Annotated in this window: 11 protein-coding genes; 5 read left to right on the top strand and 6 right to left on the bottom strand. The window is 45.9% G+C overall.

Annotated features, from left to right (window positions below; all coding sequences use genetic code 11):
* Positions 1–31 precede the first annotated feature (31 nt).
* Positions 32–601, top strand: coding sequence for a M15 family metallopeptidase (locus F6X55_RS17100; RefSeq protein WP_153464918.1), 570 nt, complete (start codon positions 32–34; stop codon positions 599–601).
* 380 nt (positions 602–981) lie between these two features.
* Here F6X55_RS17100 and F6X55_RS17095 read toward each other — a convergent pair whose 3' ends face one another.
* Complete coding sequence (locus F6X55_RS17095) at positions 982–1,989, bottom strand: NAD(P)/FAD-dependent oxidoreductase (protein WP_153464916.1); 1,008 nt, start codon at positions 1,987–1,989, stop codon at positions 982–984.
* A gap of 321 nt (positions 1,990–2,310) precedes the next feature.
* Between F6X55_RS17095 and F6X55_RS17090 the strand changes: the two genes are divergently transcribed.
* On the top strand, positions 2,311–2,997 hold the full coding sequence (locus tag F6X55_RS17090; RefSeq protein WP_035427269.1) for a type 1 glutamine amidotransferase domain-containing protein: 687 nt from the start codon (positions 2,311–2,313) through the stop codon (positions 2,995–2,997).
* A gap of 92 nt (positions 2,998–3,089) precedes the next feature.
* Here the strand turns inward: F6X55_RS17090 and F6X55_RS17085 are convergent, their stop codons facing one another.
* On the bottom strand, positions 3,090–4,574 hold the full coding sequence (locus F6X55_RS17085) for a flavin monoamine oxidase family protein (RefSeq protein ID WP_153464912.1): 1,485 nt from the start codon (positions 4,572–4,574) through the stop codon (positions 3,090–3,092).
* Positions 4,575–4,780: 206 nt separating this feature from the next.
* Between F6X55_RS17085 and mnmH the strand changes: the two genes are divergently transcribed.
* Positions 4,781–5,818, top strand: coding sequence for a tRNA 2-selenouridine(34) synthase MnmH (gene mnmH / locus F6X55_RS17080; RefSeq protein ID WP_153464910.1), 1,038 nt, complete (start codon positions 4,781–4,783; stop codon positions 5,816–5,818).
* Between the two features lie 468 nt (positions 5,819–6,286).
* Here the strand turns inward: mnmH and F6X55_RS17075 are convergent, their stop codons facing one another.
* The gene (locus F6X55_RS17075; RefSeq protein WP_153464908.1) at positions 6,287–7,831 is read right to left on the bottom strand and encodes a glycosyl hydrolase family 28-related protein; all 1,545 of its coding nucleotides are present in this window, start codon (positions 7,829–7,831) and stop codon (positions 6,287–6,289) included.
* Between the two features lie 143 nt (positions 7,832–7,974).
* Between F6X55_RS17075 and F6X55_RS17070 the strand changes: the two genes are divergently transcribed.
* Positions 7,975–9,024, top strand: coding sequence for an ArsR/SmtB family transcription factor (locus F6X55_RS17070; protein ID WP_153464906.1), 1,050 nt, complete (start codon positions 7,975–7,977; stop codon positions 9,022–9,024).
* Positions 9,025–9,036: 12 nt separating this feature from the next.
* Complete coding sequence (locus F6X55_RS17065; protein ID WP_051390487.1) at positions 9,037–10,293, top strand: MFS transporter; 1,257 nt, start codon at positions 9,037–9,039, stop codon at positions 10,291–10,293.
* A gap of 148 nt (positions 10,294–10,441) precedes the next feature.
* Here F6X55_RS17065 and F6X55_RS17060 read toward each other — a convergent pair whose 3' ends face one another.
* The 3 genes from F6X55_RS17060 to pepT are packed head-to-tail and all read right to left on the bottom strand — an operon-like array spanning position 10,442 to position 13,048.
* Positions 10,442–10,909 (bottom strand): metal-dependent hydrolase, encoded by a 468-nt coding sequence (locus tag F6X55_RS17060; protein WP_153464904.1) that lies wholly within the window; start codon positions 10,907–10,909, stop codon positions 10,442–10,444.
* A 36-nt stretch (positions 10,910–10,945) separates the two neighbouring features.
* A complete protein-coding gene (locus F6X55_RS17055) occupies positions 10,946–11,794 on the bottom strand; it encodes a sulfurtransferase (RefSeq protein WP_153464902.1) in 849 nt (282 codons plus the stop codon).
* Between the two features lie 21 nt (positions 11,795–11,815).
* Positions 11,816–13,048: a peptidase T gene (gene pepT / locus F6X55_RS17050; protein ID WP_026770959.1), complete on the bottom strand. Its 1,233-nt coding sequence runs from the start codon at positions 13,046–13,048 to the stop codon at positions 11,816–11,818.
* Positions 13,049–13,598 lie beyond the last annotated feature (550 nt).

Genomic DNA, 13,598 nt, shown 5'->3' with positions numbered 1-13,598 from the left:
ACAATTTTAGACAACGAAGGGAATAGGATAGGTGAAAGTCAATATATTAGTATGGTTGATCATACTGACGGCTTGCGTCCTGTTTATACTATTTTATATAGAAAATCAAAATCTGGAGTTTGAGCCCCAGGATGAAGACCTTGTAGAAAATGGCGAGTTGCCTGAAGAGCTGCATCCCATTGTTGAAGAGAAAAAAGACCAATTAGTTGAAAAGGCGGAGGACCAAGGGATCTCCATCATCATTACCGAGGGCTTCCGCACTGCAGAACGACAGGATGAATTATACCAGCAAGGCCGTTCAGAAGAGGGGGACATTGTCACCTATGCTGAAGGAGGAGAATCCTATCACAACTACGGACTGGCCATTGATTTCGCCCTGCAAAACGAAAATGGCAGGGCTATTTGGGACATGAACTATGACGGAAACGACAACGGGGAATCAGATTGGATGGAAGTCGTCGAAATCGCCAAGAAGCTGGGTTTCGAATGGGGTGGCGATTGGACGCGATTCAAGGATTATCCCCACTTGCAGATGGACTTCGGACTGAGCATCTATGAATTGAAGCGAGGCAAACGTCCGGATGATCCTGCTTCTGATTAGCCACGATTTATTCAACGACTGATTCTTCAATAATACGCAACTTTTTCTTCCGAACAAGAAAAACAAAGGGATTCTTTTGACAATCAGTCGGTATTGTTACTTTTCTGTCTTTGAAAAAGCAGCTGGGACAAAGCCAAAACCGAACAATATTCGATTGCTAAGCATTCGAATTCGTTCGGTTTTTTGCTTTGTATAAAGTATCCCTTTAGTATGATCACTCATTCACAAACGATACATCCCGTCCGCTTCTTTATCCAATTTTGTTATCCAGGGTCAGCTGCAAGGTCAAAGTGAAGATTTTTTGTGCAACGAAGAAACATGACAGTGAATCCTGCCTATACACCAAGGACTGATTCTCCAAAGGGGGACAGCCCGGAATATCATTCCCTGTATTTGTATTCTACTGTACTGTAAACCTGCGCACTTGCTTTGGGATCAATATGAAACTTGGCACTATTCACCGCCGTGCATGCTTCTGTATAGCCGGATGCGATCAGCATCGACTTTCTCGGATAATGTACGGCATCTCCAGCGGCGAATATCCCTGCTACATTTGCTGCCATGCCGGCATCTACAGTGATTTTACTTTTTTCAACAGCCAGATTCCACTGTTTAAACGGGGCGGCTTTAAACTCAATTCCCTGATAAACGAGAACCTGGTCAATAGTCTCCAGAGTTTCTTCTTCTGATTCCTTGTTGACCAGCTTTGCTTTGCGAAGACAGCCATCTTGTTCCATCAGTTCGAGTACCTCATGGTGCAGTCTGACTTCTACCGTAGACTGGGCCAGCCGTTCTTCATCACCCTGTCCGACATGCTGGAATTCATCTGATTCATTTACAAGGATCACTTTTTCCGCCTGTCCCTCCAAGGCGAGCGCCCAGTCAATGCCGACTCTGTTTTTCGAAACAATCAGGACATTTTTTCCGCTGAGTTGTTCCCTATTATTCAACGAGTAATGCAGCTGGACGCCTTCATATTTCGATGCGTTTCCTGCTGTTAGACGAACAGGATCATAGATGCCAAATCCGGTCGCAAGGATTACCGTTTTCGAATAATGAGCTTCTCCGGATTCGGTGCTTAAAATGAAAGTCCCATCCTCCTGTTTATCAATAGCTGTAACATACTGATTATAAACCATCTCGGGGTCATGAAGCCCTGCTTGTTCTTTCATTTGTCGCACCAGGTCTTCACCGGATATACGCGGAATTCCTCCTACATCATAGATGTACTTTTCCGGGTAAAACTGGGCAACCTTCCCGCCAAGATGCCGGCCGGACTCTATCACCTTCGTTTTCATCTGTCGCATCCCACTATAAAATGCAGCGAACAATCCCGTCGGGCCTCCCCCGACAATCGTTACATCATACAATTCACTGTCACTTGCCATCGAAAAAACTCCTTTATCGAATCTGCTCCATACCCGTGTTACTTACCTTTATTCCTGTAAATGTGTTGCGGCTATTTCCCGTTCAACCACTATGTAAAACAAACGCTTTCAAAGACAATCATTTAATTGAGAATCATTATCATTATAAAGCATTTTGCCAATAAATCAAGGGATGGAACGTAACAATTTGTCGATCCCTTTTTACTTTCGGGAAAGAATCGTACTGCACAGGCGCCATGGATTCAGGAATTCCGATTAAGGCAACGGTGTATGTGGAATAATATAGTTGTCTGTAGACCCATAAGGCGGAGGAGGATTAACATGAAGAAAATTTTAATGGTCGTCACCAATCATAAGGCTCTAGGTGACCCCTCGAGAGAAACCGGACTATGGCTAAGCGAGTTCACTAAATTTTATCATCGGGTTAAACATACATTCACAGTCGATATTGTCAGCCCTTCCGGCGGCGAAGTTCCGATAGATCCCCGCAGTTTAACGGAGCTGCTAGTCAGCAAACAGCTCCGCAATTATTATAACGATCAAACTTTCATGGAATGGTTGAAGCAATCCTACTCACCAGGACAAATAAACCCGGCTGAATATGAAGCGATTTATTTTGCCGGCGGACACGGGACCATGTGGGATTTCCCGAAAAACCAGGAACTGCAAGACATTACCCGGGCAATCTATGAAAATGGAGGGATTGTGGCGGCAGTCTGCCATGGACCAAGTGCACTCTATGACCTTCAACTGACGAATGGCGAGTATCTCCTTGCTGGAAAAACAGTAACCGGGTATTCCGACCGGGAGGAAAAAGCAATGATGCTTTACAAGTATCTGCCTTTCTCTTTAGAGGAAAAATTGAAGACCCACGGGGCCGACTATGAACAGGCAGCCTTGCCGTTCAAATCTTGTGTAAGAAAAGACGGGCGAGTTGTCACGGGGCAAAATCCCGCTTCCACTAAAGGTGTCGCCAAACACGTCATCTCTCTACTACAACAAACATAAAAAAGAAGTGAACCAGCAAGGGCGCAAACAGAACATTGATTTTGGGGCTTGAGGGGGCTGAACTGCACCTTCAGTCAGTTTATTGTTCTCTTTTAACGCCGGTTCATTTCCAGTGCTGCCCGGATTCCGGATTCTATCGCCCCCTCTATCCATCCATGATGGGAAGAGGTCTGCTCTCCAGCAAAATGGATCCTGCCTTCCGGTTCCTTGATCACTTGTGAAAACTCCGTTATTTGATTTGGCTTGAACAAGGTAAAGCAACCCGCCGAGAAAGGGTTCAAGTTCCAACTGAATGCAAAACTTGTCAGAAATTGTTCATACACCTGATTGCCAAAAAATTTAGCAAGGCCTTGCAATGCCTGCTTGACTTTTTCCCGTTCCGGCAAAGCATCCCAAGGGGTGGCGTTTTCTCCCCAGCTGTAACTGACGAGTAGAATCCCCGGCCCCGGGGTGCCTATTCCATGGCTCGGCGTATAAGTAAATCTGGTCGTTAAATCACTGATAATATTGGAACCGAGCAGCCCCTGTTCCTCCCAAAACTTGTTTTTGAACTGCATGGCGATTTTCGTGGAAGCCACATGATGCATTTCATGGATAGCCTTTCGCTTCATAAAACGTATTGTATGATGCGGCAGCACTTCGATAAATTGAAAAACTGGAAAAGGGATGGTGGTAAGCAGCAAGTCCCCCTCATACCACTCGAAGTTACCCGCTTGCCCATTCTGACAGTGGACTGTCACACCGTCGGACCGCTGTATAATGCGATTTGCTGTCACACCTAAATGAATATCATCTGATAAAAGCGGAAGAAATGAAGTTGGAAGCCGATCATTCCCACCGGTGATTTCGTAAAATTTCTTTTTCCCGTTAAAAACCGTTCCGACAATATCAGAAAGGATATTGAGAAATGAAAGCTCAGGAAAGCCTTCGATTCCAAGCAGTACTTTTATTTTCCGTACAGCCTGCGAAGAAAGCTGCAGTCCAATCGGGTTATGCCGCAAAAAATTTTCCATGCTATAACGATCATAATAGGCAATCAACTCCCGTTTTTGTTCCGGGGTCGATTGCTCATAAAGCGACAGAAATGGATCGACCGCTTTCTGAAAAAGCTCGGTCGCCGTTTTTCCTTGTTCATGAGGCGGAAGCGGGTAGTCGAATAGATCCGGTTTTTTTTCGTACTGCTGACGAGTCAAAGTAACATGATTGGTATGCAAGAGGTCGTCTGGAGAATTATTGATGAACGGATTTACCGGTAGCTTGAATTTTTCTATGTATCCCATCGTCAGGCGGTGGTCGGCAGGAATCCGCATCGCCCCGACATCGATATAATCCTCTCCGACAAATGGTTCTCTTACGGTATAAACCCTTCCTCCCACGCGGTCATTTCCCTCGATAATGGTTACCGAGTGCCCGGCCTCTTTGAGCAGTGAACCTGCCACCAGGCCGGTCATTCCCGCTCCGATGATGATGATATTTTTTGGAGCGCTCGTTGGATTCAATCCCGTCTTCACAATCGGTAAGTATTGTTCCGCCATATCCATGTCATTGAACAATTCGTTCTCTCTCAACTGTCTCATTTTTCCCCAACCTTTTTTATTTCCATATTTATGCATAATTTAGTGCTTCATTCCAGTTCCTTTATACTGTTTTTTCCATATACCCTCTGTATTATGGACCGCAAAAAGTGCCGAATTTTTACAAACCCGTTGATTTTCATTAAAATAGAGGGAGAACTCGATCAAATAGACTTTTTGCCAGTTCATCATAGAGAGGCGTGAAGGAATTGTTTCAAGATATCAGTTGGAAAGAAATCGCCAATTTGCATAAGACAGAGGAACATACGTTAATCGATGTACGCTCCCCGTCTGAATTTGCCGAAGCGACGATTCCAGGGAGTATCAACATTCCCCTGTTCGACGACGACGAGCGAGCGGAGATCGGGACATTGTACAAGCAGGAAAGCCAGGAGGCTGCTAAACAGCGTGGTGTAGAGATTGTTTCGGCCAAGCTTCCAGAGTTCATAAAGGCGTTTCAAGCAATAAACACAGATAAAACAGTATTCTGCTGGCGGGGCGGTATGCGCAGTAAGACCGCTGCGACGATGGTGGATTTAATGGGGATCAAAGTGAACCGCCTTCAGGGAGGAATCCGTTCCTACCGTCAATGGGTAGTCAAAACATTGGAGTCGTTTACGTTTACTCCTCAAGCTATCGTGCTCAATGGCTACACAGGGGCAGGAAAAACGATGATTCTGGAACAACTGGAAGAGGACGGTTACGCCATTCTCGATTTTGAAAAAATGGCCAATCATCGTGGTTCGATTTTCGGACAGATCGGTTTAGAACCAAATAAACAAAAAAAATTCGAATCCCTTCTGCTTCATCAGCTATTGAAGGTGCAGCAAGCCCCCTATGTTGTCATGGAGGCTGAAAGCAAGCGTATAGGAAAAGCAGTATTGCCTGATTTCATGGTGGAAAAGAAAGAGCACGGAACACACTTGTTCATCGACATCCCTATCGAGGAGCGGGTGAGAAACATTCTGGATGATTATCAACCCTGGGACCATCACGAGGAAGCCCTCGAAGCATTTAAACGGATCAAACGTCGAATTCATACACCGGTCGCAGCCGAAATCGAGACCAGCTTGGAAAACACGGACTACGGTCAAGCCACCAGACTGCTGCTGGAATATTATTATGATCCGCTTTATAGTTATTCAGCCAACAAACACGACAGTCATACAATACATGCGTCAAGCACGGAAGAAGCGGTTCCTCTGGTCAAGGAATTCTTGGCCAGGAAGGAAGTGTACCAGCACTGAGAAAGAGGCCGGGATAAAAACATGGCCACCAAAGTAAAAACAGAGCGAATTGGTTTTTGCTTGTGAATTCGAAAAACTTCTTTTTTCCTGTTGTTTGATACGAGTTTCGTATCGTTACGACAAGATACTACGCTACGTTTTCGTGGTCTGATTTCTGCCTATCAGGACAAAATGAATAGAACCGTATTCTTTTATCGGTGTTAGGACGAAGACGAAAAATTAGCGGGGGAGGTTTGTTATTCTTCAGAAATTGCAGGGCGCGAGCTGAAGATCCACTTGGTAAAGCGGTTTTCTTTACCAAGTTAGCTGAAGCCGTGCCCGCGGAAAGCGAAGTACCTTGCCGGAGTGGAACACGATTCATAAGAGGAAGATAAGAATGGTTTGCTTTTTTGACAAAAACCGAACGAATCTTCGTTCGGTTTTTATGTTGGTCGCTATGCTTTTGTCCCAAGCTCTTTCTTTCCATTTCTATTGTTTAAAAGACATAAGCTGTACTTCTTTTCCGACTTTCACCCTTTTCCGGGCTGAATTTTCGCTTTCCACCCTTCCCAGCACGACTTTTCCAGCATGGTTGCTGCCGCCGAACAACTGCACGTCTGCACCAGCCTTCACAAAGTCTTTTACATAAATATTGTTCAGCCAAACGTTGTCTGCCCGGTACTGTACAGCGATGACCGGATTGCTTTGATAAGCATAATCCGGGTCTCCTATTGCCATCAAGTTGTCTATCCCGACGTTACGGTAGCCGGAAACCACCAGGGCACGCGGCGAAGAATTACGATACAGTTTGGAATAAACAGGACGAACTGAAACCAGGTTTACAGCCAGTATTCCCTCCGCCGTCTTGGAATGTGGCTCTTCACGGTGATGGTGGCCGATGTGTCGAAAATTATAGGAGCGGTTATCATGAATGGATAAATGTCCCGCAATAATGATATGCATGGCCGCAGAAGAATTGGCATGCGCCTTCACTTCCACGCCGCCGAAACACCTTGCCGATGAATTGTTCACGAGCCAAACATGTTGGGAACCATCATCCACTTCGAATCCATTCGAATTGGAATATCCCGGTCGATGAGAACGTCCGCCCGGATCGTACATATGAGAGTTGGAGATGAGAATCTTCCTGCTGTGATGGGTGGTAATTCCATCATCTCCAAATCCGCGGCCGGTCAATTGATCCAGCCAGATATAACTGCTTTCCCCTCTTCCGCGGAACCCGTCTCCTGCATAGTTGTAATAGACAGAAGAAATATCGAAGCCATGAAGCCCAGGATTGATTGCCTCCACTTGTCTTACCCAGCCGTATAACACATGGGCATAAGTCAAACAACTGGAAAAATTGTTTCCAAAGCTTGTCTTCTCGTCTCCCTTCAGCCTTTCGACATTCCAATCAAGTGTCAGCCCTTCCACATACAAATGACTGTTGCCGAGAAAATGATTGGCATTGGTGAGCAGCCTTGTACATTTCGGCGCTGAGTCTGCCAGCTTGAGGATCGTTTTTCCCTTTCCCGCTCCCTGAAGAAAGGTATAAGAAGGAAGTTTGATTCCTTTCACCACATAACAACCAGCAGGCACATTCACCTTCACGCTGCCATTTCCGATTGCTCTTTGAAATGCCTTTGTACAATCCGTCATCCCGTCTCCAACTGCCCCGTAGGCTGTCACGTCAACCTCACGCTCTATACGTCTTAAAAGCACGTCATGCTGTGCATCCAGTGTTATTTTCCAATTGGGATAGACAGAATGTTTGTTTTCAAACACTGGTTCCTGGTTCGTTCGCCCGGGGATTGCCTTTTGCGAAACGATTCTTTTCAAGCCTGCAATCAACCATTGGCCCAATGATTGGTTGCTTTGTGGTTCGCAACTAGACAGCTGGGAGCGGGACTGGATTTGCCAATATTGCCGCTTAATTGTAGAGGCCGTTTGTGCCGGATGAATGTTACCTGGAAGGTATTTGCTGATTAACTGCTCATTTTGACAAGGGTCGTGCCTTCCCTCCCATCCATGCATGGTTTCACCTGCTTTCCTTACGATTTAAACTATCTTCTTCCCAATTTCCCTTCGAAAAAAACGAAAAACATATTCTAAAATTATTGAATTGTTTATACTATTAATATAGTATACAGAAAAAGATCACTTTCGGAGGGGCGACAATGGAAATTATTCAAACAAGTGGACGAAGCAGAGAAACCTATAAAGTCGAAGTAAAACATTCTTTATTATGGGAGTGTGCACTCGGGATTGCAGCCATCACCAACACACCATTGCTTAGCAGTTTGGAGAAAAAGGAGTCTGAATGGAATCATATCAAAACGGCTTTATCTTCAGACATGCTTTCCCAGCTTGAATTGGCCGAAAGACATAATACCTGGAAAGCTCTGCTGCAGCTTCTGCATCTGAAGGATTATCCGTCTATAGAGGCATTTCTCCAAAACATTTCCGAATTGACTGCTGTCGACCTTAAAGCTGCCTGTCTGCCGTTTCTTGGACAAGCCTATCAGGCGGATGTTCAAAAAGCGGCGGAAGGTAACCAAGAATCTGTCCAAGCGCTTAAAAATGCGGCCAAGGACCACACCTTTTTTCCCGCTTACATTCAATTTATTTGTCAAACCGATATCGACTTTCTACGGTCCCATCTTTATTCTGTCATGGAAGGCTGGTATCGGACGGTCATCCAACCTGAAGCAGACCAAATCGGCACGGTTTTAACGGTGGATGCAGCTGCGAAAGAGGTGATGCGGAGAAGAAAGCATCCAGAAGAACTTGTTACTTGGGCGACTGGGGGGATCCACTATTTGCCGGAGCCCAGTGTCCATACTGTTCTGCTGATTCCTCATGTAGTGTATCGTCCTTGGAACGTAGAAGCGGACCTTGCTGGACATAAAATTTTTTATTATCCGGTTTCCAACCAAAGCTTTCATTCTGCCGACCCTTACATACCGGATCAATTTCTCGTACTCAAGCACAAAGCACTGGGCGATGAGCAACGGCTGAAAATAGTGAAAATGCTCGGAGAAAAGGAGCACACACTCCAAGAGTTGACGAATCGATTGGGGATGGGAAAAACCACCGTCCATCATCATTTGAAAGTACTCAAGGCTGCACGGCTGGTACGAAACAATGGCACGGTTTACAGTCTGAACGGCAACGTGCTCCAGTCGCTTCCCGCTGAATTGGAAGATTACCTGGATGACAGGCTTTAAAGGGGGAAAAACATGAAGCGTCCCATCACCTCTACTCAATCGTCCGTTCCACTGACAAAAAACTATCCACTGTTTCGTTTTATCGGCGGGAATGTCGTTTCGTTCATGGGCGATCAAATTTATTTGATCGCACTCCCGCTTATGGTTCTTGCTGTCACAGGCTCCCCTGTCAGTATGGGAATCATTGCAGCCTTAGAACGCTTGCCGATCCTGCTCCAACCGATGATCGGTATTATATCAGATCGGTTTTCCCGCAAGACCCTGTTGCTTATTGGCGATGGTGGGAGGATGATCCTTACCGGCTGGATTGGCCTCCTCAGCATTTATGGAAATTTGTATCTATGGCAGTTAAGTATCGCGGCTTTCGGCATCGGCCTGCTTAGCCAGGTATATAACACTGCCCAATTCGCCGCTGTTCCAAGCCTTGTTAACAAGCAGGAGCTGCAGCTTGTAAATGCTCTCAACACAGGAGCTTTACAGACTGCGACGCTATCAGCTCCGGCCATCGGCGGACTAGTCGTAAGCTTGTATCATCCCGGCATCGCGCTTTTGCTCAACAGCTTCAGTTTTTTAATTGCTTTTGCTGCCATCGCAAGCATCTCTTTGCCTTTCCACCATTCACAAAAATCCGGAAAGCAAACAATGCTTCACGACCTGAAGGAAGGATTTCGCTTTGTGGTCTCCACGAAAGCCATTTTGTTTACAAATTTGGCGATGCTGTTTTCCACCTTCGGTACGACCCTGCTGTTGACATTACTCGTATTCCACCTGAAAGACACGATACAACTTACTTCCGTCCAAATTGGCTGGCTGTTATCCGGCGGCGGTGCAGGTGCCATTGCCGGAGCACTGTTCTCCGGGTTTCTGACAAAATATTTCTCCTATCGAAACCTGTTGTTTTCTGCCGCGTTTACAGGCGGCTTGTCCATCATGGTACTGAGCCAATTGCAATCTTTCCACTCGTTATTTGCAGCCAATATGGCCGGCACCTGCACGGTCTCTATCCTGAATCCTTGTCTTGCAACGATTCGGCAAAGATTGACACCTGTCCGCTTGTTGGGGAGGGTACAAGCGACATCCCGGTTCATGTCCTGGATTCTTCTTCCAGTCGCTGCAGTATCAGCTGGTCTGCTTGCGGATTTGACCAGTACAGGAACGGCGATTTTTATTGGAGGAGCAGTATCGACAATGGCTTCCCTATTTTATCTGCATCCTGCACTTTCCGGCAATGCTGCTAAAATCAAGAACGAGCAGCAACAAGCCCGGTGAAAGGGGCGCAGATCATTCAAAGGAGTAGAGCATTCACACTAGTGATCAGCAGTTTCACTCCTCGGGTGGCTAAACGTAAAAAGCTTGCAGTAAAACCAAAGGTTCTCTGCAAGCTTTGTCCAAACCATCCTGCTATCCTAGTGTTCGGTTACATAATCCCCTGTCCAAAATAGACGACTACCAATACCAATACTGCGAGAACACTGTTTTCGGCCGGTCCTCCTGTTCGCACAGTGAGTGGCAGCCGGAACGTCATTTGCAAAGGATAGAGAAGTTTGATCCCATTTTTCGTGGCTGCATCCAGCAAAAGGTGGCTGGCTGCCCCAACGAGTAAACCTACTGTTATTTCATCAGGCAGACGGGCCAAGGAGACTAGCGTTTGAATCAACAAAAGGAACAAGAGGCTGTGTGTGAAAGTACGGTGTCCGAACAGGGCGCTTACTATATTTGATAATAAAGGCACTTTCCTTCCGATTTTGCTGCCGCTATGACAAATGTCGGGGAGCAATGAGCCAAAGATACCTGCTGTCGTCAGTAAAAGCGGGTCAAAACCCGTGAAGCGGATTGTGACAACACAAGCTGCCACTCCGCCGATAATGTGTGTTTTTCCAGTCATGGTGTATCCTCCAAGTTGGGTTGTTCTTAACAGCTTTTACTCATCCACTTCGGTGGAGACTTCATTTTCCGGATAAGATATCCAGTCGCTAAAACTACCCGGATATAATTTTACATTTTGATAACCAGCTGCTTGAAGCGCCAGGATATTCGGACAAGCGGAGACGCCTGACCCGCAGGAAACAATGATTTCCTCATCGGCAGGCAGTTCAGCAAAGTGCTTCTTTAATTCCTCTTCGCTTTTCCACTTGCCATCATCCGTCAGCACCTGCTTCCAAAAATAGTTGTTGGCGCCCGGAATATGACCGGCCTTATGATAAAGTGGCTCTGTCTTACCAAGATACCGTTGTGGAGATCGGGAATCGATCAAATGAGAAGTGCTGTCATCGATTTTTTGTTTTATGTAGTCAATATCGACTACTTGCTGGCTCTGTATATCTGGTGAAAAGCTTTTCGGCTTAGACACAGGAATTTCACGACTCACCGGATACCCATGCTTTTTCCAACTCTCCAATCCGCCGTCGAGGAGAAAAGAACGCTCATGGCCATAATAAGTAAGCAGCCACCAACAACGGGCAGCGAACATATCATTCCCTTGGTCATATATAACAACAGTCGTCTTGCTCCCGATTCCGGCATCCCCCAGCTTATCAGCAAATATAGCCGGGTTTGGCAAAGGATGGCTGCCACCGTGTTCGTCTTTTTCTCCGGACAAGTCCTGATTCAAGTCAAAGTGGACAGCCCCTGGAATGTGCCCTTGGAAATAGGCCCGCTTTCCAGCTTCCGGGTCCATCAACTCAAACCGTGTATCGAGGACAACGATATCTTCCTCCGCGGGCTCTTGTAGTCGGTCAAACAACCATTCTGCTGTCACTAGAAAGGACATCTGCTTCCCTCCCTTTTTATTTCAAGCTTTCATTTCCGTCAAGCTGGCAATTTCCACGATTGTTTGCACAGCCTTTTCCATATTTTCGACAGAAATAAATTCAAATTTACCGTGGAAGTTTTCCCCTCCTGTGAAAATATTCGGGGTTGGCAACCCCATAAAAGAAAGCTGGGAGCCGTCTGTTCCTCCCCTGATCGGTTTGACATCGGGAGTGATGCCGATACGCTCCATCGCTTCATACGCGATGTCGACAATTTCCTTCACCGGCTCAATTTTTTCCCTCATATTGTAGTACTGATCTTTCATTTCCAGCACGACTGCGTTTTCACCATACTTCTGCTTTAATTCCTCGACTGTAGATTTGATTCTTGTTTTCTTTTTCTCGAATTGTTGTCGGTCATGATCACGTACTATGTAATACAACTTTGTTTCTTCGACATCTCCTTCGAAAGAAATGAGATGGTAAAACCCTTCGTAATCATCGGTATATTCAGGTGCTTCTTCAACAGGAAGACCGGCATGAAATTCCATTGCAATTTTTGCAGAATGAACCATCTTGTTTTTAGCCGAACCAGGATGGACATTTTTTCCGAAAAAGGTCAGTCGTGCAGCTGCTGCGTTGAAGCTTTCATACTCCAGTTCTCCCAGCGGTCCGCCGTCGACCGTGTATGCGTAATTTGCCTGAAAACGATCGACATCGAACCGGTGCGGCCCTCGGCCGATTTCTTCATCCGGCGTGAATGCGACTCTGATTTTCCCGTGCTTGGTTTCCGGATGGTTGATAAGATAGGCCATCGCCGTCATGATTTCTGCTACACCTGCTTTATTGTCTGCTCCTAATAACGTGGTGCCGTCCGTTGTAATCAATGTGTGGCCACGATAGTTCCCCAAGCTGGGAAAATCAGAAGGTGACAATACAACGTTTCTGCTTTCATTCAACACCACGTCACCGCCGTCATAATTTTCGACAAGCTGAGGATTGACATTCTTTCCAGTGAAATCTGTTGCCGTGTCGACATGGGCCAGAAAGCCGATTGTCGGTACCTGTTTATCCGTATTTGCAGGGAGGGTCGCCATTACGTATCCATTATCATCAATCGTGACCTCTTGCATGCCGATTTCTTTAAGTTCTTCTACAAGCATGTTCGCCAGGGTTAATTGACCTGGAGTGGATGGACAGCTGTCGACGCTTTCGTTTGACTGCGTATCGACTTTTACATAGCTGGTAAATCTGTCTATGATTTCGTTTTTCATGTGCTTCATCTCCATTCTTCTTCTTATCGTTATCTTATCATAACCGCTTTTCCTTCTGGACGGTTTTGTTTAGCAAAAAGCGAGGGGGGACGCATACTTAATCGAAGGCTGTAAGATAGTTCTCTATCCAAAACAAACAGGAAAGGTCGGGATATAACACTTCTCCAATCACAAAAATTCCAACAGTATACCGCTTCTCGGTGCTGTGGGAAGATCCTACACTTTCCGCGGACACGGCTTCAACTTCCTCAGTAAGTATAAACCGCTTTCTAGCGTGATTTTCAGCTATGCTGTTCCCGTAGGAGTCTCCATATCCTGCCTTCGCTAAATTACAGTGTCCTGATTTTAGAATAATGGATCCAGTCTTAGTTAAGCAATTTCCCTATATTGATTGGATGAATCTGAACGGCTTTAAAAACGAATCAAAGCGAGGATGACAGCCTCTCTGGAACGCAGATCCATTCTGCAAAAGATTTTCTTTACTGAATCCGTGTCCCGCAAAAAGCGAAGCGGCAAGTTGTAGTGGAGTGTTTGTACTCTTATTCGCAAA

Origin of the sequence: Sediminibacillus terrae, from assembly GCF_009602435.1 — a bacterium.
In the GTDB taxonomy this organism is placed as follows: domain Bacteria; phylum Bacillota; class Bacilli; order Bacillales; family Amphibacillaceae; genus Sediminibacillus; species Sediminibacillus terrae.
Note: the sequence above shows the minus strand (reverse complement) of the source record. Positions and strands in the feature narration are given on the sequence as shown.